The sequence below is a fragment of the Achromobacter sp. 1014246743 genome, from assembly GCF_059760725.1.
Window position 1 is genome coordinate 25908 of record NZ_JCBANA010000055.1, and the last position, 21388, is coordinate 47295.

The window sequence follows — 21388 nt, forward strand, 5'->3', positions numbered from 1 at the left end:
TGGGGGTGGCCCATGCTTGACCGCGAAGGCTACCGCCCCAATGTCGGCATCATTCTCGTCAATAGCAGAAACGAGGTCTTTTGGGGCAAGCGTATCAGGGAACATGCCTGGCAGTTCCCTCAGGGTGGCATCAAGTACGGCGAAAGCCCGGTGCAGGCCATGTATCGCGAGCTCCATGAAGAGGTGGGCCTAAAGCCCGAGCATGTCCGTATTTTGGGGCGTACACGCGATTGGTTACGTTATAACGTGCCCGATCACTTCGTCCGGCGTGAGTGGCGTGGCCACTATAAAGGACAAAAACAGATTTGGTTCTTGTTGCGCCTGGTGGGACGTGACAGCGACGTGTGCCTGCGCGCGACGCAGCATCCGGAATTCGATGCCTGGCGCTGGAGCCAGTATTGGGTCCCCCTGGATGCCGTCATCGAGTTCAAGCGAGACGTCTATACCCAGGCGTTGAACGAGTTGTCAGCAATCCTCTTTCGGCGTCATCACGAAACCCGCTACCTGCGTCAGCGCGTGCATGGGCAGCGGGCGGCAGAGAACTTGCCCGAAGGAACGGACGGTCATGCGCATATTGTTGGTTGAAGATGAACGGGACATGGCGTCCTGGCTCATGCGCGCGCTTGCGCAAAGCGGGTTCGTGCCCGATCACGCGGCCGATGCCCGCACGGCCGAAGCCTTCATGGCGGGCACCGAATACGATGCCATCGTCATGGACCTGCGCCTGCCGGACAAGCACGGCCTGGTCGTGCTGCGCGAAATGCGCAACCGCGACGACCGCACGCCCGTCCTGCTGCTCACCGCCCAGGGCGCGCTGCAAGACCGGGTACGCGGCCTGAACCTGGGCGCCGACGACTTCCTGACCAAGCCGTTCGCCCTCGAAGAGCTCGAAGCCCGCCTGACCGCCCTGGTGCGCCGCAGCCGCGGCCGCCAGCACCCGCGGCTGCAGTGCGGCTCGCTCTCCTACGACAGCGAAAGCCGGGCGTTCACGCTCGACGGCTCCTTGCTGTTCCTGACCCCGCGCGAGCACGCCGCCCTGGCGGCCTTGCTCACCCGCAGCGGCTACCCCGTCGACAAGTCGCAGCTGTTCGGCAAGGTCTTCACCCACGACAGCGAAGCCAACCCTGACGCCATCGAAGTGGTCCTGCATCGCTTGCGCAAGAAACTGGCCGGCAGCGACGTGCGCATCGTGACCGTCCGCGGGCTGGGCTACATGCTGGAAAGTGTCGCCAGCGAAGCCGCCGACACCTGAATCCTTCCCCGTGAGCCTACGGATACCTGGATTGCCGCGGGTCGGCATTCGCGCCCTGTTGATCATCCTGCTGCTGCCCGGCGTGGTGGCGCTGCTGGTCATCGACAGCCTGAACGACTACCGCACCCTGTCCGAGATCACCAACGAGGCCTACGACAGCGCACTGGTCGAACCGGCCCGGGTGCTTGAAAGCAGCCTGGAGTTCGCCCCTGACGGCTCGCTGCAGGTGGCCACGCCCCTGTACGCCCAGGTCATGCTGGAATCGCGGGCGGGGCTGCGCAAGTATTTCCGCATTGAGCAGATCGATCCGCCCCTGCCGGACGATTCGCCCGTGCCCACCGAACAGGGCAAGACGCTGCTGGGCATGCCCGAGCTGCCGCGTCCGCCCACCTGGCCACGCGCCAACGGCCAGCCCGTGTTCTACGACGGCGTCTACCGCAATGACCCCGTGCGGGTGGTGTCGGTGCTGCGCGATCTGTATTACCAGGGCAACCACCGCCAGGTGCTGGTGCTGGTTGCGGAAAGCACCGGTAAGCGCATCGAGGCTGAAAACAGCGCACGGCGCCAGGAAATCCTGCGTGACGCCCGCATGCTGGCGCTGGTCGTGCTGCTGGTGTGGTGGGGCGTGTCATGGGCGCTCAAGCCTTTGCGCCGGCTGCGGGCCGACATCCGCAACCGCCGGCCCGACGATCTGACGCCGCTGGACGCCTCGCGCGTGCCCAGCGAAGTGGCGCCGCTGGTCGATGCCGTCAATCACCATATCGCCCGCTACCGGCGCGTGCTCGAAGAGCAATCGCATTTCCTGGCCGACGCCTCGCACCAATTGCGCACGCCGTTGGCCATCATGCTGACCCAGGCACAGTACGCGCTGCGCGAACGCGACCCCGCGCGGGCGCAAGAGGGCCTGCGCGCCATCGTCGACCAGCTCGGCCGCACCCGCCGCCTGACCGAGCAGTTGCTGTCGCTGGCGCACGCCAACCAGGCCGATCAGCTGCCGCGGCAGTTGCTCGACATGAATGCCGTGTCGCGCGAAGTGGTGCTGCAGTACCTGCCGCTGGCGCATGAAAAGCAGCAGGACCTGGGCTGGGTGCAGGCCGTCAACGAGCAGGGCCAGGAGGTCGGCGCGACCGTGTCCGGCAGCGAGGCCGAGCTGCACGAGGCCCTGTCCAATCTGGTGCACAACGCGATTCACTACGCACCCGTCGGCGCGCGCATCACGGTGTCGGTCAGCCGGGTCGATAACCGTGCCGAAGTCGCCGTGTCCGACAACGGTCCCGGGCTCGAACCCTTGCTGCGCGCACGCGCCTTCGCCCGCTTCGAACGGGTCGGCACCGACAAGCCTGTGGCCTCGTCCGGGTCGGGCCTGGGGCTGGCGATCGCCCGCGCCTATGCCCGTCGCAACGATGGCGACATCGAGCTGCGCGACGGCGAGGCCAACGAGCAGGGCGGGGTGGGTCTGGCCTCCGTGCTGTGGCTGCCCCTGGCCGCCACGGTCTCGCAGTATCCGCGCCCCACGGACGTCGAGTTCACGGGCGAACAGTAGATTTGTCCAAGTCAGCTTTCATTCTTTCCTCCTGGCCGCTAACGCTAAGTCGGACTGTTTCCATCAGGGATTACCCCCGGATTCAGGATGGCGACAGCGCATAGAAAGCGGATTAGCAGCTTGCTTCCGTAATCTGCCAGCCGGTCTGTCGTAAAGGGCCGGGTGGCGCTCGATCTGAGCGGCGCCTCAAGGGCTGCACGGCCCTGCTTCAGGAGGATGGAAGTGCAAAAAACAATTAATAGAAAGGACTACTACGGCGGCGCGCTGATGGTCCTTATCGGATTGGGGGCGATTTACGGTGGTACGGACTATCACATCGGATCGCTCAGCCACATGGGCCCGGGGTTCTTTCCCGCGGCATTGGGCGGCCTGCTGGCGCTGACCGGAATACTCATCGCGATCTCGGCGCGTTCGGGCGAGGCGACCCCGCCGGCGCCGGGTGACGGCCACGCGCACGGCCTGCCGGATTTCCGCGGCGGCGCCTGCATCCTGCTGGGCACCCTGGCGTTCCTGGTGCTGGGCCACTGGGGCGGCCTGCTGCCTGCCACGTTCGCCATCGTCTTCATTTCTGCCCTGGGCGATCGCAAGAACACGATCAAGCAGGCATTCGTGCTGTCGATCGGCATGTCCGTGATCGCGGTGGTGGTTTTCTGGTGGGCGCTGCAACTGCAGCTGCCGCTGTTTCGTTGGGGTTGAAGCGCCATGATCTCTCAATCTTTGATGGACCTCTGGTACGGCTTCGGCGTCGCGTTCCAGTTCCACAACCTGATGTGGTCGTTCTTCGGCGTGCTGGTGGGCAACCTCATCGGCGTGCTGCCCGGCATGGGCGCGCTGTCGGCCATTTCCATCCTGCTGCCGCTGACCTACGTGATGCAGCCGGTGCCCGCCATCCTGATGCTGGCCGGTATTTTCTACGGCTCGCAGTACGGCGGCGCCATCGGCGCGATCCTGCTGAACCTGCCTTCGCACCCGCCGCACGCGGTGACCTGCCTTGACGGCTATCCCCTGACCAAACAGGGCAAGGGCGGGACCGCGCTGGGCATCACGATGATCTGTTCGTTCTTCGCGGCATCGGTCGGGATCATCGTCATGATCTTCGCCTCGCCCTTGCTGGTCGAAGTGGCGTTCAAGTTCGGTCCCACCGAGATCTTCTCGATCATGCTGCTGGGCCTCCTGGCCGGCGCGACGATGTCGCGTGGTTCGCCCCTGAAGGGCGTCGCCATGACCCTGTTCGGCCTGATGTGCGGCGTGGTCGGCACCGACGTCAACACCGGCACCATCCGCTTCTCGTTCGGCCTGCTGGACCTGTCCGACGGCCTGGAACTGGTGGCGATCTCGATGGGCCTGTTCGGCGTGGCCGACTTCCTGATGAGCGTCAACCGCATGACCATCATCGGCAGCGGCGCCAAGCTGCGCCTGCGCGACATGCGGCCCAGCAAGCAGGAACTGAAGACGGCCTTCTGGCCGATGGTGCGCGGCACCGCGGTGGGCACGCTGTTCGGCGCCATGCCCGGCACCGGCCCCACCATCACGACCTTCGTGGCCTACGCGCTGGAACGCAAGATCTCCAAGACGCCCGAGAAGTTCGGCACCGGCATGATCGCCGGCGTGGCCTCGCCCGAAGCCTCGTCGCACTCGAAGACGCAGGTCGACTTCATCCCGACGATGAGCCTGGGCATTCCGGGCGATGCCGTGATGGCGCTGATCCTGGGCGCGCTGCTGATCCAGGGCATCCAGCCCGGCCCGCAGCTCATCACCGAGCATCCGGACATCTTCTGGGGCCTGATCGCCAGCTTCTGGGTCGGCAACGTGCTGCTGATGGTGCTGAACGTGCCGCTGATCGGCGTGTGGGTCAAGCTCTTGCAGGTGCCGTACCGCTATCTGTTCCCGTCCGCGCTGTTCTTCATCGCAGTGGGCGTGTTCAGTACGCAGAACAGCCTCTTCCAGATCTGGGAAGTGCTGGCCTTCGGTGTGATCGGCGCCATCCTGATGACACTGGAATTCTCGGTTGCGCCCATTCTGCTCGGCTTCGTGCTCGGCCCCATGGTCGAAGAGAACTTCCGTCGCGCGCTGCTGCTGTCGCGCGGTGACCTGGCGGTGTTCGTGCAGCGTCCGATCAGCGCCTGGTTCATCGGTGCCAGCGCGCTGCTGATCCTGCTGCAGGTGTGGGCCTTCCTGCGCCGCAACAAGGGCAAGAACAAGCCGCAGGTCACGCAGACGGCCTGATCCGGCTGGCGATACCTGATGTGCGCACGGCCCGGCTTTCATGCCGGGCCGTTTGATTTACGGCCCGCCTTGCCGCATGCTTGTGGTTTATCCAGCCCGCACAGATCCCCGTCATGCACATACTCTTTGCCTGCCCCCTGCACGATCCCGATGTCTGGGTCCCGCGCTTGGAAGCCGCCATGCCCGGTTGCCGCATTTCCGTCTGGAATCCCGATGGTCCGCCGTCGGGTGCCGAAGTCGCCCTGGTCTGGCGGCCGCCGGCAGAACTGTTCAGCCACGAAACCGGCATCACCACGCTGTTCAATCTGGGCGCCGGCGTGGACGCCTTGCTCAAGATGCCCGAGATTCCGCCGCAGGTGCGCATCGTTCGCCTCGAAGATGCCGGCATGTCGGTGCAAATGGCCGAATACGCGCTCTATGCCTTGCTGCGCGTATCGCGTGATTTCCAGGCCTTCGACGAGGCCCAGGCGCGCCAGCACTGGGATACCCGCGAAGGTACGCGCCAGGCCGATTGGCCCGTGGGCGTGCTGGGGCTGGGGCAGGTCGGTGCGCGCGTGGCGCAGACGCTGGCCGAATTCGGCTACCCGGTGGCCGGCTGGTCGCGCACCCCGCGCGACATTCCCGGCGTGCAGACATTTTCAGGGCAGGATGCCTTGCCGGCTTTCCTGGCCCGCACGCGCTTCCTGGTCAACGTGCTGCCGCTTACGCCCGACACCCGCGGCATTCTCAATCGCGACACGCTGGGCCAGTTGCTGCCCGACGCACACTTGGTCAACGTCGGCCGTGGCGAACACCTGGTCGAAGATGACCTGGTGCAGATGCTCGAAGAAGGCGAGATCGCCGGCGCGACGCTGGATGTCTTTCACACCGAGCCGTTGCCCAAGGACCATCCGTTCTGGCGCGACCCGCGCGTGCACATCACGCCGCACATCGCCGCCCGTACCTTGCGCGACGAAAGCATCGAGCAGATCGCGGCCAAGGTCGCGCAGCTGATGCGTGGCGAGCCCATCACGGGCGTCGTCGATCGATCGCGCGGTTACTGAGCCGGCAACGCAGTGCCTTGCTTTTCCAGCCTTTGGTAGGTGGCGGGCAGGCGCTGCGACAGAAAGTCCAGCAAGGTGCGCACCGCGGGCATCATGCCGCGGCGCGACGGGTAAATGCAGTGCACGATGCCTTCCGGCGATTGCCATTGCGGCAGCACCGGCACGAGCTGGCCGCGCCGCAGTTCCTCGTGCGTCGCGATCGAGGGCAGCAGCGCGATGCCGCGTCCGCGCACGGCCGCCTCCACCAGCACGATGAAGTCGTTGCACGACAACTGCGGCTTCAATTCGACGTGCACCTCTTCGCCCTTGTCGTTGCGCAGGGGCCAGCGCACCTCGTTCTGCGGATCGCTGAAGCTCAGCGTGGTGTGCGAGGCCAGGTCCTGCGGCGTGTCGGGCGTGCCGTGGCGCTGCAGGTAGCCGGGGCTGGCCACCAGCGTGCCGCGCGCAGTGCCCAGGTGCCGCACCACCAGTTCGGCGTCGGTATCCAGCTTGGTCCGCACGCGCAGTGCCAGGTCCACGCCTTCGCGAATCAGGTCCACCCGCCGGTTGGTCACGAGCAACTGCACCGAAATCGCCGGCCAGGCGTCCAGGAATTCCGGCAGCAGGGGGGCCAGCACGTCCTGGGCAATCGAGACCGGGCAGCTGACAATCACCGGGCCTGACGGCTCGGACTGCAACTGGCGCATGGCGTCGTCGGCCGCGCGGGCCGAAGCCGCCATCTCGCGGCAGTAGTGCAGGTAGCGTTCCCCCGCAGCCGTCAGCCGCAGCCGGCGGGTCGTGCGTTGCAGCAGCCGCACGCCCAGGCTTTCTTCCAGGTGAGAGATGCGTCGCGACAGGCGTGATTTGGGGATATCCAACGCCCGGGCCGCCGCGCTGAAGCCGCCTTGCTCGACGACTTGAGAGAAGTAGTAGAGGTCGTTCAGATCTTGCATGATTGTTCTATGTGTGGAACGAGTAGTTCATCATACAGGGGTTTATGTGATCAATTAAGCGATCTACAGTGAGCCCATGCATTCAGGACCTGCCCATCCGTGCGGTCCCCACTGGAGATTAAGTCATGAAAACCCTGGTAATCCTGTCGTCGATTCTGGGCGACCGCTCGCACAGCAAGCAATTGGCCGACCATCTGGTCGCCCGCGTCAAGCAGGCCGATCCGGCTGCCGTCATCACCACCCGCGACATCGGCGCCGCGCCGCTGCCGTACTTCGACGGCACCACCGCCGGCGCGTTGTTCACCCCGGCCGATGCGCGCACGCTCGAACAACAGCGCATCGTCGAACTCAGCGATACGCTGGTGGCCGAACTGAAGGAAGCCGACCGTATCGTGTTCGCCGTGCCGGTCTACAACTTCAGCCTGCCCGCACAGTTCAAGAGCTACCTCGACTACATTGCCCGCGCCGGCGTCACGTTCCGTTATACGCCGGAAGGCGTGCCCGAGGGCTTGGTGAAGGGTAAGCAGGTGTTCGTGCTGACCGCGCGTGGCGGCAAGGCCGAAGGCACGCCGTCGGACACCATGACGCCGTACCTGCGGCAGATGCTGGCCTTCCTGGGCATGACCGACGTCACCTTCATCGCCGCCGAAGGCATGGCGATGGGCGAGGCCGCCGCACTGGAAGGCGTGGCGCTGGCCCGCCAACGTATCGACGCGCTGTTGCAAGCGCCGGCCCCGGTCGCACAACAAGCGGCCTGAATGAAAAATGCGGCCCACGGGGCCGCATTTTTTCAGCTGCGCCGGATCAATCCCGCAGGCGCTTGATGAGGCTGGACGTATCCCAGCGGCCGCCACCCATCTTCTGCACGTCGCCATAGAACTGGTCGACCAGCGCCGTCAGCGGCAGCCGGGCGCCGTTGTGGCGGGCCTCGGCCAATACCAGGCCCAGGTCCTTGCGCATCCAGTCCACCGCGAAGCCGAAGTCGAACTTGTCATCGACCATGGTGCCGCCGCGGTTCTCCATCTGCCAGCTCTGGGCCGCGCCCTTGCTGATCACGTCCAGCACCAGCTTCATGTCCAGGTCGGCGGCCTGGCCGAACGCCACGGCTTCCGACAGGCCTTGCACGATGCCGGCGATGCAGATCTGGTTGACCATCTTGGCCAACTGCCCGGCGCCCGGCGGGCCCACGCGGGTGACGGCGCGGCCGAACGCCTGCGCCACCGGCTTGATGGCATCGAACACGGCCTGTTCGCCGCCGCACATGATCGTCAGCACGCCGTTGACCGCCCCGGCCTGGCCGCCAGAAACCGGCGCGTCTATGAAATTCAGGCCCAGGTCCTTGGCTTGCGCATACAGTTCACGCGCCACGTCGGCCGATGCGGTGGTGTGATCCACGAACACGGCGCCCGGCGCCATGCCCGAAAAGGCGCCATCCGGGCCCAGCACCACGCTGCGCAGGTCGTCGTCATTGCCCACGCAGGCGAACACGATCTGTGCCCCGGCCACGGCTTCGCGCGGCGTCACGGCGCTGTGACCGCCGAATTCCGCGGCCCAGGCCTGGGCCTTGGCCGGCGTGCGGTTGTAGACGGTGACGTCATGCCCGGCGCGAGCCAGGTGGCCGGCCATGGGCAGGCCCATCACGCCCAAGCCGAGGAATGCGACTTTCTGGGCCACGACCGCGTCGTAGCTCTTGGTACCGATCGATGCCATGCAGGGGACTCCGCAGAGGAAAGGAAAACCTGAGGCAGTAACCTTAACGCAATCAAAAGCCGGCGGCGAGTCCATCGCGACGGCTGTCGCTGGCGCTGACGTAGCCATCGACGGCCGGGTCGCCCAGGCGCCAGATGAACTGGCCCGAGCCGAAGTCCATGTAGGGGTCTTCGATGCCTTCCAGCACGTGGCCGCGTGCGCGCAGGCCGTCGGCCACCGAGCGCGCCATCGAGGGTTCGACGTCCACCGCCAGTCCCTGGTTCCATTTCCAGCGCGGGGCGTCGCAGGCCGCCTGGGGTTGCTGGCCGTAGTCCAACATGCGCACCAGCGTCTGCACCTGGCCTTGCGGCTGCATGTTGCCGCCCATCACGCCGAAGCTCATCACCGGCGCGCCATCGCGCATCAAAAAGCCCGGAATGATGGTGTGGAAAGGGCGCTTGCCGCCCGCCACGACGTTGGGATGATCGGGCAGCATACTGAAACAGTGGCCTCGGTTCTGCAGGCTGACGCCCGTGCCCGGTACCACCACGCCCGAGCCGAAGCCCATGTAGTTGGACTGGATGAAGCTCACCATCATGCCGCTGCGGTCGGCGGCGGTCAGGTAGACGGTGCCGCCTTGCGGCGCGTGGCCACAGGCGAACGCCTGCGCCACATTCGGGTCGATCAGCCGCGCGCGTTCGGCCAGGTAGTCGGCGCGCAGCATCTGCGCCACGGTCAGGCGCATATGGCGCGAATCCGCCACGTGCGTGTAGACATCGGCGAACGCCAGCTTCATGGCCTCGAGCAGCAGGTGCTGGGTCTCGGGGTGGTCCACGGGCCTGGACGCCAGGTCGAAATTCTGCAGGATGCCCAGGGCGATCAGGGCGGCGATGCCCTGCCCGTTGGGCGGGATCTGGTGCAGCGTGTGGCCGCGGTACAGCTGGCTGATGGGTGTCACCCATTCGGGTGCATAGTCGCGCAGGTCGGCCAGGGTCAGCGCCGCGTCATGGGCCTGTGCGTGGGCCACCAGCTTGTGGGCGGTTTCGCCTTCATAGAAATCGCGGCCGCCGCTGGCCGCGATGCGCTTGAGCGTGGCGGCGGCGCCTTTCAGCACGAAATGCTCGCCCACGTGCGGCGCACGGCCGCGCGGCAGGAAGTGCTCGGCGAAGCCTGGCTGTGGTTGCAGCACATCCGCTTGCGCGGCCCACTTCTGCTGCACCATCGGGCTGATGGCAAAGCCCCGCTCGGCATAGTCGATCGTGGGGGCCAGCACGTCGGCGAACGCCAGGCTGCCCAGCTTTTCATGCAGCGCGGCCCAGCCGGCCACGCAGCCGGGCACCGTGACGCTGTCCCAGCCGCGGGTCGGAATCGCGCCCTGGTGGCGGCGCCGGAAGTAATCCAGGTTCCAGGCCGCAGGGGCCGGCCCCGACGCGTTCAATCCGTGCAGTTTCGAGCCGTCCCACACGATGGCGAAGCAATCCGATCCCAGGCCGTTGCTGACCGGCTCGGTCAGTGTCAGCGTGGCCGCGGCCGCGATGGCCGCGTCCACGGCATTGCCACCGTTGGCCAGGATGCGCAGGCCCGCCTGAGCCGCCAGCGGTTGCGAGGTCACGACGACGTTGCGGGCGAACACCGGCGTGCGCGTGGTGGGGTAGGGGTTGTTCCAGTCGAAATTCATGTTGAATCATCGCGTGGGGTAAACCCGTAGCTTACCGTAGATGAAGCCCGCGGCCTCGCATCCTGTAGCGCGTTGTAATTATTGGTAGCTTTTGCTGGGCAGGTCGTCCTCGGGCCCTGGTGCTGGCCAAAGAAAAACCCCCGGCGAGCCGGGGGTCCGAAAGGCTTGCAACCGCTGCCGCCTGGGCAGCGAAGGCTCGCGTCAGTCTTCTTCGACGAAGGTCTCTTCGCGCTTCTTGCGGATGGCCGGCAGGGCCACCAGGATCACCAGGAACACGGCCACGGCCAGCAGCGATGCCGACAGGGGGCGCGTCACGAAGGTGGTGAAATCGCCACGCGACAGCAGCAGGGCACGGCGGAAGTTCTCTTCCATCATGGGGCCCAGCACCAGGCCCAGCAGCAGCGGTGCGCCTTCGCACTTCAGCTTCGACCAGACATAGCCCACGATGCCGAACATGGCCGTCGTGAAGATGTCGAACGCGTTGTAGTTCAGCGAGTACACACCGATGGTGCAGAACACCAGGATCGCCGGGAACAGGATGCGGTAGGGCACCTTGAGCAGCTTGACCCACAGGCCGATCAGCGGCAGGTTCAGCACCACCAGCATCAGGTTGCCGATCCACATCGAAGCGATCAGGCCCCAGAACAGCTCGGGGTGGCTCGTCATCACTTGCGGGCCGGGCTGGATGTTGTGGATCGTCATCGCGCCCACCATCAGCGCCATCACGGCGTTGCCCGGGATGCCCAGGGTCAGCAGCGGGATGAACGACGTCTGCGCGGCGGCGTTGTTGGCCGATTCCGGGCCAGCCAGGCCGGCCGGGTGGCCCTTGCCGAAGCGTTCCGGATTGCGCGAGATCTTCTTTTCCAGCGTGTACGACGCGAACGACGACAGCACGGCGCCACCGCCCGGCAGGATGCCCAGGGCCGAACCCAGGGCCGTGCCACGCAGCACGGCGGGGTACGATTCCTTGAATTCCTGCTTGTTGGGATACAGCGAGCCGATCTTGTCGGTGATGTCGACGCGGTTTTCCTTCTGCTCCAGGTTGGTCATGATTTCGGCAAAGCCGAACACACCCATGGCCACGATGGCGAAGTCGATGCCGTCTTGCAGTTCCGGCACGCCGAAGTCGAAGCGGGCAACGCCCGAGTTGACGTCGGTGCCGACCATGCCCAGCAGCAGGCCCAGGATGATCATCGCGATCGCCTTGGGCAGCGAGCCCGAGGCCAGCACCACGGCGCCGACCAGACCCAGGCACATCAGCGAGAAGTACTCGGCGGGGCCGAACTTGAACGCGACTTCAGCCAGCGGGGGGGCAAAGGCGGCCAGCAGCAGCGTGGCCACGCAACCGGCGAAGAACGAACCCAGGGCGGCAATGGCCAGGGCGGCGCCAGCGCGGCCGTTGCGGGCCATCTGGTGACCGTCCAGCACGGTCACCACCGCGGACGTTTCCCCTGGCAGCGCCACGAGAATGGCTGTGGTCGAGCCACCGTATTGAGCACCGTAGTAAATACCCGCCAGCATGATCAGGCCAGCCACCGGCGGCAGCACGTACGTGATCGGCAGCAGCATGGCGATGGTCGGGACGGGGCCGATGCCCGGCAGCACGCCGATCAACGTACCCAGGACGCAGCCCAGCAGCGCGTACAACAGGTTCTCGGGCGTGAACGCCACCGAGAAACCCAACATCAGGTTGTCAAACAATTCCATGACCGGTTGCTCCTTAGTTCATGCCCAGAAACGACGGCCACAGCGGGAAAATCAGCCCCAGCCCCTTGACGAATGCGAGATACGAGAACACCACCAGGAAGATGCCGTTCGCAACGGCGACCTTCAGGCTGAACTCGTGGCTCGCCAGGCTGCTGATCACAACCAGCATGAACACCGAGATATAGATGCCGAGCAGCTTGAGGACCAGACCGTAGATGACCACGGACCCGACCACCAGCAGCACGATGCGCCAGTCGAACTTGTCGACGTGCGTTTCGTGGGCTTTCTTGGACAGCGAGCCAAGCAGCACGATGGCGCCCAGCAATGCGAGAACAATGCCTAGCCAGAAAGGAAAATACCCGGGGCCCATCCGGGCGGCAGTACCCATTTGGTAGCTGCTGGCTTGCCAGGCGAATCCCAGTCCGAGGGCGATGAACATCACCCCCGACCAGAAGTCCTGTCGATTGCGTAGCTGCATGATTGGTTGGCTCCTGTTTACAGCATGTAGATAAAAAAAGGCTTGTGATCTGCCAGGCGGGCCGAAAGGCGAGTGACAGGCACAAAAAAGGCACGTCGGGGTGCCTTGGGTCTTCTGAAAGCGTCGGCGAAGGCTTCTTGAAAGGCCGAATGGTAATGGACGCCCGCGACGATGCAAACCCTGTAAGCTCGGTGAAAGCCTGGGGTTTTCCCTAAAATTGGGGTACTCCCGATCCCCAGATGTAACGGGGCGGGCGGATTGATGGCGTTTTGAAAGCTAAGTGAAAGTTTATAGAAAGAAATGCGAAAGCCGGTCGGGGCGATCCGTCGAATTCCAGGCGCGCGGGACTTTTCTAGTTGGCCCTGATCGGTTATGTTGCCGGCCGCTGGAATGACAGCTGCATTTCCTACTGAATATTGCCGTGTTTCTCACCTTGCGTGAAGAGGCCCGATTCCCCCCTGGATGGTTTACGATAGCGCCCATGCTGCAAGACCTAGACCAACTCGCCGCCCGTATCGGGCAACTGGTGCAACGCACCCGGCAACTCCACGCCGAGCGTGACGCGTTGCGTATGCGCCTGAATGAAACAGAAGCCGAGCAGCGCGTGCTCAAGCAGCGCGCTGCCGAACGCGACGCCGACATCGCCGCCCTGCAGCACAAGCTGCAAGACAACGACGGCGCCGTCACCGCGATGCTCGAGCAGGCGCAAAAGGCCGAAGTGGCCCTGCGCGAACAGCTCGCTCGCGAAACCGCCGAACGCCACTCGCTCGAAGCGCGTTTCTCTGCTCGGGAAACCGAGCTGCAGGGCAGCCTGCAAGTGCGCGACACCGAACTACAGCGCTTGCGCGCGGCCGCCGCCTCGGCCCGCGAGCGCATCGACGCCGTCCTGGCCCGCTTGCCGGGTGCGCCGTCCGGAGAGCAACACTGATGGAACGCGTTGACGTAACCATATTGGGGCGCGACTACTCGCTGGCGTGCTCCCCCGAAGAAAAACCCACCCTGATGGCCGCCGTGCGCCACGTCGACCAGCTCATGCTGCGCATCCAGGGGACGGGCAAGGTCTCCAGCAACGAACGCATCGCCGTGATGGCCGCATTGCAGGTCGCTGGCGAGCTGCTTGCCATGAAAGCACCCGACGGTCCGCTGGGCGGTTTGGCGGTCGGCGACTTCAAGCGTAGAATTGAGGACATGAACGCAGTCCTCGACGATGCCTTGTCGGGTCAGGAAAAACTGCTCTAACGTTCATACGCGGTTTTCACCAGTTTTTTTCAGTATTTTCAGTTTGTCCCTGCCGTGTCCGTGACTTGGCCATACATTCTCTGAACCTATGTCTTATGGCATATTGGTTGCGGGAGTGCAGAGCTGGCGTGATTGTCTCTCGTAGATGAACCCAAGGCTCTTCGGAACGCGACCACCTTGAACCTCAGGGTTCGAGATGCCGGCCTTGACGGCACAGGCGGGGCATCTATCCCAGCGGGCCTGCCACGAGCGCAGGTCCGCCTCGGGCGCCTCCCCATCGTCCTCCCTCATAGGACCAGTCCATGTTCAAACCCCCCGTTTTTTCGCTGACCAAACTTGGTGCGGCGTGCGCAGCCGTGGTCGCTCTGTCCATGGCACAGCCCGTTTTCGCCCAGGCCCAGACGCCTGCGCCGACGGAATCCACGACCAACCGATCGCCCGAGCTGACCCTGCAGGCCACTGCCTCGTCCGAGGTCAAGCAAGACACGGTGCGTATTTCACTGTCCGCCGAGGTCGAGGCTGCGGATCAGCCCACGGCGGGCCAGAAGCTGACCGCCATGCTGGACGACCTGGCCAAGCGCGCCCGCGACACCAAGGGCGTGGACGTGCGCACGGGCGGCTTCAATGTCTGGCCCAATTCCGGCAGCGGCAGCAAGGCGAGCAAGAACGCCGGCTGGCGCGGCCAGGGCGAGATCATCCTGGAATCGAAGGACTTCGCCGCCGCCGCCGCACTGGCATCCAAGCTGTCGGACAAGACCGCCATTTCGAACATCAGCTTTTCGCTGTCGCGTGAAGTGCGCGAAGCCGAAGAACGCAAGTTGCTGAAAGAAGCCGCGCAGGCCTTCAAGGACCGTGCACTGGCCGCCTCGAACGCCTTCGGCTTCTCGGGCTACCGCCTGAGCAAGCTTGAACTGGGCGGCGCCGGCGGTGTCACGCCGATGCCGCGCATGATGGGCGCGATGGCCAAGGACGCCTCCGGCGGCGCCGGCTTCAGCGCGGACGTCCCCCTGGAAGCGGGAGACGTCACGGTCAGCATCTCGGTCAACGGGACGATCGTTTTGCAGTAAGGCTGAACATGATGGCGCCCAGGGCGACCATCGGCAGGGACAGCCACTGTCCCATGCTCAACCCGCCCGCGAGCAGGCCCAGGAAATTGTCCGGCTCGCGGGTGAATTCCACCAGGAAACGGAACGTTCCGTAGCCCATCAGGAATACCGCGCTGACCTGCCCCAGGGGGCGCGGCTTGCTCGAAAACCACCACATCAGTGCGAACAGCACGATGCCTTCCAGGCCCAGCTCATAGAGTTGCGACGGATGGCGCGGCACACCGTCGCCGCTGCTCGGGAACACCATCGCCCACGGCACGTCGGTCGGACGGCCCCACAGCTCGCCATTGATGAAGTTGCCCAGGCGGCCAAAGCCCAGCCCCAGCGGGATCAGTGGCGCGATGAAATCGCTGACCGCGAAAAATGGCAGGCCCTTCTTGCGCGCAAACAGCAGCATCACCAGGATCACGCCGATCAGGCCACCGTGGAACGACATGCCGCCTTCCCACAGGTACAGCACCTCCAGCGGGTGCGACAGGTAATAGCCCGGCTTGTAGAACAGCACATAGCCCAGCCGCCCGCCCAGCACCACGCCCAGCACGCTGTAGAAGATCAGGTCTTCCAGGTCGCGAACGTTCAGCGACGTGGTGTGGCCGCGCGTGATGCGCCGACGGCCCAGGAAATACACCAGGGCGAAGCCCACCAGATACATCAGCCCGTACCAATGGATGGACAAGGGCCCGATCTGCAGGGCAACGGGGTCGAATTTTGGATATTGCAGCATGTTCCGCCCGACACAATGAAGTTGAATGATAATAACCGGCGAGCCTTGAAGATTCGCACGCGAGCGAGCCAGGCCATCCTCCCGGGCGCGGCTGCCATGTCCGCGTCCTGACGGCCGACAGGAGACAACAGACCATGTCGCACAACGAACGTTCCCGCCATATCACCCACGGCGTCGCCCGGGCACCCAATCGCGCCATGTATTACGCGCTGGGCTACCAGGAAGCCGACTTCGAAAACCCCATGATCGGCGTGGCCAACGGCCATTCCACCATCACCCCCTGCAACAGCGGCTTGCAACGCCTGGCCGACGCGGCCATCGACGCCATACGCGGCGCCCGCGCCAACCCGCAGGTATTCGGCACGCCCACCATCTCGGACGGTATGTCGATGGGCACCGAGGGCATGAAGTATTCGCTGGTGTCGCGCGAAGTCATCGCCGATTGCATCGAAACCGCTGCCCAGGGCCAATGGATGGATGGCGTGGTGGTCATCGGCGGCTGCGACAAGAACATGCCCGGGGGCATGATCGCCCTGGCGCGCATGAACGTGCCCGGCATCTACGTCTATGGGGGCACCATCAAGCCGGGTCACTACAAGGGCAAGGACCTGACCATCGTGTCGGTCTTCGAGGCTGTCGGCGAATACACCATGGGCCGCATGCCCGAAGCCGACTTCAAGCAGATCGAAAAATGCGCCATCCCCGGGTCGGGTTCCTGTGGCGGCATGTATACCGCCAACACCATGAGTTCGTCCTTCGAAGCCATGGGCATGAGCCTGCCGTACTCCAGCACCATGGCCAACGAAGATGACGAAAAGGTCGCGTCCGCGGCCGAATCGGCGCGGGTCCTTGTCGAAGCCGTCAGGCGCGGCTTGCGTCCGCGCGACATCATCACCCGCGAATCCATCGAAAACGCCGTTTCGGTCATCATGGCCACGGGCGGTTCGACCAACGCGGTACTGCATTTCCTGGCCATCGCACACGCCGCCGAAGTGCCCTGGACCATCGACGATTTCGAACGCATCCGCAAACGCGTGCCGGTGCTCTGCGACCTGAAGCCTTCCGGCAAGTACGTCGCCACCGACCTGCATCGCGCCGGCGGCATCCCGCAGGTCATGAAGCTGCTGCTCAACGCCGGCCTGCTGCATGGCGATTGCATGACGATCACCGGCAAGACCATCGCCGAGACCCTGGCGGACATTCCGGATGCTCCGCGCGCCGACCAGGACGTGATCATGCCGCTGGACCGCGCCCTGTATCCGCAGGGCCACCTGGCCATCCTCAAGGGCAATCTCTCGCCCGAGGGCTGCGTGGCCAAGATCACCGGCCTGAAGAATCCGGTCATCACCGGGCCGGCGCGGGTCTTCGATTCCGAAGACGATGCCATGGCCGCCATCATGGCGCGCCAGATCCGTGACGGCGACGTGGTGGTGATCCGCTACGAAGGCCCCAAGGGCGGGCCCGGCATGCGTGAAATGCTGGCGCCGACCTCCGCCCTGATCGGGCAGGGCCTGGGCGAAACCGTCGGCCTCATCACCGATGGCCGCTTCTCGGGCGGCACCTGGGGCATGGTGGTGGGCCACGTGGCGCCCGAAGCCTTCGTGGGCGGCCCGATCGCGCTGATCCGCGAAGGCGATTCGGTTACCATCGATGCCCACAAGCTGCTGTTGCAGCTCAATATCAGCGACGAAGAAATGGCGGCTCGTCGCCAGGCCTGGGTCCCGCCCAAGCCGCGTTATACACGCGGTGTGCTTGCCAAGTTCGGCAAGCTCGCCAGCACCGCGAGCCGTGGGGCAGTAACCGATGCATTTGATACGTAGTTTGTGGGTGGTCGCCGCCGGCCTGCTGGCCGCAGGCGCGGCGCAGGCCCAGACCACCGGCCTGGACCTGGCCAAGAACAAGGCCTGTATGGCATGCCACCAGGTGGATGCCAAGCGCGTGGGGCCGCCACTGGCCAGCGTGGCCGAACGCTATGCCGGGCAAGGTCCCGCCATGGTGGATTACCTGGCCGGCAAGATCCGCGGGGGCGGCCGCGGCGCCTGGGGTGCCGTGCCGATGCCGGCGCAAACCCATGTCAGCCCGGAAGACGCGCGCCTCCTGGCCGAATGGATCTTGTCGCTGGCGCCGCCCAAGCAGTAGTCTTATCGTCTTCTAGAAAGGAATCGTCATGGCAGAACAACCTTCCCCGGGCAATGAAGTCGCCGTTCTTGGCGGCGGCTGCTTCTGGTGCGTCGAAGCGGTCTTTGCCGACCTGCGCGGCGTCAAGAGCGTGCTGCCTGGCTATAGCGGCGGCCACGTGGACAACCCCAGCTACGAGCAGGTCTGCGGCAAAGACACCGGGCACATCGAAGTAGCCCGCGTCGAATTCGACCCGGCCGAGCTTTCCTACGGTGACCTGCTGCGCGTCTTCTTCGCCACTCACGACCCGACTACCCCGGGCCGCCAGGGCAACGATATCGGTCCGCAGTACGAATCGGCCATCTTCTGGCAGAACGACGTCCAGCGCGAACAGGCCGAAGCCGTCATTGCCGAGGTCGACGCGCAAAAGATCTACGATGCGCCCATCGTCACCAAGTTGCTGGCGCCGGCAACGTTCTGGCAGGCCGAAGACTATCACCGCAATTATTTCGCCCTGCACCCCGAGCAAGGCTATTGCCAATTCGTCATCGCGCCCAAGGTGGCCAAGTTCCGCAAGCAGTTCCAGGACCGCCTGACCAAGTAACACCGGCGAAAAAAAAACCTCACGCAAGGTGAGGTTTCAAGGCCAGCGCGCGGCGCAAGACGCCGGGCGCTGGAGGGGGAAGCGGTCAGTCGACGTTTTTCACCACGCCACGGCGCATCTGGTCCAGTTCGATCGATTCGAACAGCGCCTTGAAATTGCCTTCGCCGAAACCGTCGTTGCCCTTGCGCTGGATGATCTCGAAAAAGATCGGGCCGATCTGGTTTTCGGTGAAGATCTGCAGCAGCAGGCCGCCGTCGGGGGCGCCATCCAGGAGAATGCGGTTTTTCTGCAGACGGGCCACGTCTTCACCGTGGTTCGGCAGGCGGCGGTCCAGCAGTTCGTAGTAGGTCTCCGGCGTATCCAGGAACACCACGCCGTTGGCACGCAGCGCCTCGATGGTGCCGTAGATGTCTTCGGTGGCCATGGCAATGTGCTGGATGCCTTCGCCACGGTACAGGTCCAGGTATTCCTGGATCTGACCTTTCTCTTCCGTGCCTTCTTCGTTGATCGGAATGCGGATATTGCCGCAGGGCGACGTCATCGCCTTGGACTTCACGCCCGTCACCTTGCCTTCGATGTCGAAATAACGCACTTCGCGGAAGTTGAACAGGCGCTCGTAGAACTCGGACCACTCGGCCATGCGGCCCTTGTGCACGTTGTGCGTCAGGTGGTCGACCAGCGTCAGGCCGGCGCCGCGATGGTTCAGGTCGGCTTGGGCGTTGTCCGGGTCCACCGGCACGAAGTCCACGTCATAGATGCTGATGTCGCCGATCCCGCCGTGGCCTTCCTTGCCCTGCCAGCGGTCCACCAGGTAGATCAGCGAATCGCCGATGCCCTTGATGGCGGGAATGTTCAGTTCCATCGGGCCGCTGTGCGAGTCAAAGCCCCACGCGCCCAGTTCCAGTGCGCGCTTGTACGCGGCCGCGGCATCCTGCACGCGAAAGCCGATGGCACAGATGGAAGGGCCGTGCAGGCGGGCAAAGCGCTGCGCGAACGAATCGGGTTCGGCATTGATCAGGAAATTCACGCCGCCCTGGCGGTACAGCGTCACGTCCTTGTGGCGGTGCTTGGCGATGGCCTTGAAACCCAGCAGTTCGAACACCTTGCGTAGCGCGGCGGGGTCCGGCGCGGCGTACTCGATGAACTCGAACCCGGCGGTGCCCATCGGGTTGTCCCAGGGTTGGAATGCGCTGCTCATAGGTCTGCTCCCTTGAATCATTATTCGGTCGACTTGTTCTCCAAGTCCAGGATGAAGATTGTAGGGAGGAAAGGCAGGCAGACAATTGCAAACATGTCGCGAAAGCGGCAAGGTTGGGCAATAATATTGCTGAAGATAAAACATCTAGGGCTAAATATGTCTGACTTGGAGCTTGATAGGACAGATCTAAGGATTCTGGCCGAGTTGCAACGTGATGGCCGGCTCAGCAATCAAGAGCTGGCCGACCGCGTGTCCCTGTCGCCCAGTCCCTGCCTGCGCCGTGTCCGACGCCTGGAAGAGAAGGGCTTCATCAAGAAGTACGTGGCGCTCATCGACGCCGAAAAGGTAGGGCTTGGTCTGCTGGCCTACGTGAACATCCGCCTGAACAAATACAGCGGTTCCAGCCACGCCCCGATGAGCGACTTCGCTCGCGACGTGCAGCTCTGGCCCGAAGTGGTCGAGTGCTACGCCATGTCTGGGGACATGGACTACCTGCTGCGGATCCAGGTTGCCGACCTGGCCCACTTCTCCAGGTTCGCCATGGACACCTTGATGCGCCACCCCGCAGTCGTCGACATGCGATCGTTCTTTGCGCTCCAGCAAATCAAGGAAACCACCGAGCTGCGGCTGTAGTCCTTTGGGGGATTCGGGCCCTCTGTATATAAGGGGGCGCGTCTAAGCGGGCGACGCAGGGGCGGTCTGCATAGGAAGCGAGGACAAGGGGAGTCTCGTTTTACGCTTCTATATATAGGCAGGGCTTCGGTCGCCAGGCGCTTACGGTGGCGGAATCGCCGGACTCGATGAGCTTCTGTACGGGATGCACCTTGTCCTTATATAGAGAAGGTCCAGTGCCTGCTTCTTCTTCTCCATATAGAGAAGAAGCTACAAGAGCAGTCTGTCAGCACGGGGTGCGTCCCCCGAAAACATCATCTTTCTGCAAAGCGGGTGTCATTCTGGCGTGACAAGCCAAAATTCTGTGCTATAGTCTCGCTCCTTCGCAGTTCAAGCAGTTTTCTGAACCGCGAAGCCAAGCAAGTGCAACGGGTCGGGACGCAAAAGCGAACGGATCTGCCGCAGGGCTCCAAGGCGATGAACCGGCAACGGTTCTCGAACCAGCAGTCAGCGGGTTTTGCAAAAGATGGTGCAAATCAGGCAGAAGCCAGTTGCACAATCTGCAAAAGTTGTGCTATAGTCTTGGGCTTGGCTGGTGACAGCGAATCAGGGTTTACCCGGTAGGGTGGTCTGAATCAAGTTGCTAGCCGACTGAGCGGTAACCAACCTCTGGGGTTTTCCGGGGCTGCCGGAAAGTGAAGGAATTCACCGGATGGCGGGGTTGCAGGATAGGATGCAAATTAGGCAAAAGCCGGTTGCATAATCTGCAAAAGTTGTGTTATAGTTTCAGGCTTGGCAGTTGCCGAAAAGTTAGGGTTAACCCTGATGTTTCGATAGCTGCTAAGGCGAGACCTGGAGAGGTCGAGTGGCAAGGCGGTGAAGTTGAGTTGAAAAACGAAAGTTTTAAAGCGAAACGAAGCTGACTTGACAAACGATAAAAACTTCTTCATAATCTCGTTTCTCTGCTGCAACGACAGCGACGACGCGAAAGCGAAGTTAGCCGAAGTTGACGGGCAGATAGCAGCAAGAAGTAAACGCAGTACAGAATTTAGCAGTGCCGCTCTTTAACAATTAAACAACCGATAAGTGTGGGCGCTTGATGCGAGTGCAGAGTGACTTCGGTCACAAGCACAATGAAATCAAGTGCTCACTAGAAGTGAAGTACCTTAGACGTCAAGTTTAAGAACATACCTCACTTCCTTTGAGTAGCGACGTATGACTCGACCCTTTCGGGGGTTA

At 63.7% G+C, this 21388-nt stretch carries 21 protein-coding genes and 1 other RNA gene; 15 read left to right on the forward strand and 7 right to left on the reverse strand.

The window, feature by feature from the left end; all coding sequences use genetic code 11:
• The first annotated feature begins 12 nt into the window (after positions 1-12).
• From AC6LJ2_RS21440 to AC6LJ2_RS21465, 6 genes are all read left to right on the forward strand, one after another.
• Positions 13-585 carry an RNA pyrophosphohydrolase gene (locus AC6LJ2_RS21440; RefSeq protein WP_006217428.1) on the forward strand — a complete coding sequence of 191 codons (573 nt, stop codon included), beginning with the start codon at positions 13-15 and terminating at the stop codon, positions 583-585.
• Positions 566-1252: a response regulator gene (locus AC6LJ2_RS21445; protein WP_025137471.1), complete on the forward strand. Its 687-nt coding sequence runs from the start codon at positions 566-568 to the stop codon at positions 1250-1252. The genes AC6LJ2_RS21440 and AC6LJ2_RS21445 overlap by 20 nt, the downstream gene beginning before the upstream one ends.
• Before the next feature lie 10 nt (positions 1253-1262).
• Complete coding sequence (locus tag AC6LJ2_RS21450; protein WP_445658181.1) at positions 1263-2795, forward strand: sensor histidine kinase; 1533 nt, start codon at positions 1263-1265, stop codon at positions 2793-2795.
• 216 nt (positions 2796-3011) lie between these two features.
• Positions 3012-3491: a tripartite tricarboxylate transporter TctB family protein gene (locus AC6LJ2_RS21455; protein ID WP_263914275.1), complete on the forward strand. Its 480-nt coding sequence runs from the start codon at positions 3012-3014 to the stop codon at positions 3489-3491.
• 6 nt (positions 3492-3497) lie between these two features.
• Positions 3498-5021, forward strand: a complete 1524-nt coding sequence (locus AC6LJ2_RS21460) for a tripartite tricarboxylate transporter permease (protein WP_025137468.1) — start codon at positions 3498-3500, stop codon at positions 5019-5021.
• 113 nt (positions 5022-5134) lie between these two features.
• On the forward strand, positions 5135-6064 hold the full coding sequence (locus AC6LJ2_RS21465) for a 2-hydroxyacid dehydrogenase (RefSeq protein ID WP_263914155.1): 930 nt from the start codon (positions 5135-5137) through the stop codon (positions 6062-6064).
• On the opposite strand, the gene AC6LJ2_RS21470 is transcribed toward AC6LJ2_RS21465, so the two are convergent.
• A complete protein-coding gene (locus tag AC6LJ2_RS21470; protein WP_025137466.1) occupies positions 6058-6996 on the reverse strand; it encodes a LysR family transcriptional regulator in 939 nt (312 codons plus the stop codon). The genes AC6LJ2_RS21465 and AC6LJ2_RS21470 overlap by 7 nt on opposite strands.
• Before the next feature lie 125 nt (positions 6997-7121).
• Between AC6LJ2_RS21470 and AC6LJ2_RS21475 the strand changes: the two genes are divergently transcribed.
• Entirely contained in the window at positions 7122-7754 is a 633-nt protein-coding gene (locus AC6LJ2_RS21475) for an FMN-dependent NADH-azoreductase (protein WP_498152140.1), read from the forward strand.
• A gap of 46 nt (positions 7755-7800) precedes the next feature.
• On the opposite strand, the gene AC6LJ2_RS21480 is transcribed toward AC6LJ2_RS21475, so the two are convergent.
• From AC6LJ2_RS21480 to AC6LJ2_RS21495, 4 genes are all read right to left on the reverse strand, one after another.
• Positions 7801-8706 (reverse strand): NAD(P)-dependent oxidoreductase, encoded by a 906-nt coding sequence (locus AC6LJ2_RS21480; protein WP_263914153.1) that lies wholly within the window; start codon positions 8704-8706, stop codon positions 7801-7803.
• 52 nt (positions 8707-8758) lie between these two features.
• Positions 8759-10363, reverse strand: coding sequence for a gamma-glutamyltransferase family protein (locus AC6LJ2_RS21485; RefSeq protein ID WP_498152141.1), 1605 nt, complete (start codon positions 10361-10363; stop codon positions 8759-8761).
• 201 nt (positions 10364-10564) lie between these two features.
• A complete protein-coding gene (locus tag AC6LJ2_RS21490) occupies positions 10565-12070 on the reverse strand; it encodes a tripartite tricarboxylate transporter permease (protein WP_183003474.1) in 1506 nt (501 codons plus the stop codon).
• Between the two features lie 13 nt (positions 12071-12083).
• Complete coding sequence (locus tag AC6LJ2_RS21495; RefSeq protein ID WP_263914151.1) at positions 12084-12548, reverse strand: tripartite tricarboxylate transporter TctB family protein; 465 nt, start codon at positions 12546-12548, stop codon at positions 12084-12086.
• Between the two features lie 481 nt (positions 12549-13029).
• On the opposite strand from AC6LJ2_RS21495, the gene AC6LJ2_RS21500 reads away from it, so the two are divergent.
• From AC6LJ2_RS21500 to AC6LJ2_RS21515, 4 genes are all read left to right on the forward strand, one after another.
• Complete coding sequence (locus AC6LJ2_RS21500; protein ID WP_445658182.1) at positions 13030-13476, forward strand: hypothetical protein; 447 nt, start codon at positions 13030-13032, stop codon at positions 13474-13476.
• Positions 13476-13787, forward strand: a complete 312-nt coding sequence (locus AC6LJ2_RS21505) for a cell division protein ZapA (RefSeq protein ID WP_199165131.1) — start codon at positions 13476-13478, stop codon at positions 13785-13787. Before AC6LJ2_RS21500 ends, AC6LJ2_RS21505 begins: the two co-directional genes overlap by 1 nt.
• A 43-nt stretch (positions 13788-13830) precedes the next feature.
• Positions 13831-14015: non-coding RNA, 6S RNA (ssrS, locus tag AC6LJ2_RS21510), on the forward strand.
• 74 nt (positions 14016-14089) lie between these two features.
• On the forward strand, positions 14090-14854 hold the full coding sequence (locus AC6LJ2_RS21515) for an SIMPL domain-containing protein (RefSeq protein ID WP_498152142.1): 765 nt from the start codon (positions 14090-14092) through the stop codon (positions 14852-14854).
• Here the strand turns inward: AC6LJ2_RS21515 and lgt are convergent.
• Complete coding sequence (lgt, locus tag AC6LJ2_RS21520) at positions 14829-15617, reverse strand: prolipoprotein diacylglyceryl transferase (protein WP_263914149.1); 789 nt, start codon at positions 15615-15617, stop codon at positions 14829-14831. The two genes, AC6LJ2_RS21515 and lgt, sit on opposite strands and share 26 nt — an antisense overlap.
• A gap of 134 nt (positions 15618-15751) precedes the next feature.
• Between lgt and ilvD the strand changes: the two genes are divergently transcribed.
• From ilvD to msrA, 3 genes are read left to right on the forward strand one after another with little or no spacing between them, the layout of a single operon-like run.
• Positions 15752-17437 carry a dihydroxy-acid dehydratase gene (gene ilvD, locus AC6LJ2_RS21525; protein ID WP_263914148.1) on the forward strand — a complete coding sequence of 562 codons (1686 nt, stop codon included), beginning with the start codon at positions 15752-15754 and terminating at the stop codon, positions 17435-17437.
• Positions 17421-17756, forward strand: a complete 336-nt coding sequence (locus AC6LJ2_RS21530) for a c-type cytochrome (RefSeq protein ID WP_263914147.1) — start codon at positions 17421-17423, stop codon at positions 17754-17756. Before ilvD ends, AC6LJ2_RS21530 begins: the two co-directional genes overlap by 17 nt.
• Positions 17757-17784: 28 nt before the next feature.
• Complete coding sequence (gene msrA, locus AC6LJ2_RS21535; RefSeq protein ID WP_263914146.1) at positions 17785-18339, forward strand: peptide-methionine (S)-S-oxide reductase MsrA; 555 nt, start codon at positions 17785-17787, stop codon at positions 18337-18339.
• Between the two features lie 85 nt (positions 18340-18424).
• Here msrA and hppD read toward each other — a convergent pair whose 3' ends face one another.
• The gene (gene hppD / locus AC6LJ2_RS21540) at positions 18425-19537 is read right to left on the reverse strand and encodes a 4-hydroxyphenylpyruvate dioxygenase (RefSeq protein WP_175195530.1); all 1113 of its coding nucleotides are present in this window, start codon (positions 19535-19537) and stop codon (positions 18425-18427) included.
• Between the two features lie 156 nt (positions 19538-19693).
• Here hppD and AC6LJ2_RS21545 point away from each other — a divergent pair, with 156 nt between their 5' ends.
• Positions 19694-20170: an Lrp/AsnC family transcriptional regulator gene (locus AC6LJ2_RS21545; RefSeq protein WP_183003466.1), complete on the forward strand. Its 477-nt coding sequence runs from the start codon at positions 19694-19696 to the stop codon at positions 20168-20170.
• Positions 20171-21388: the final 1218 nt, after the last annotated feature.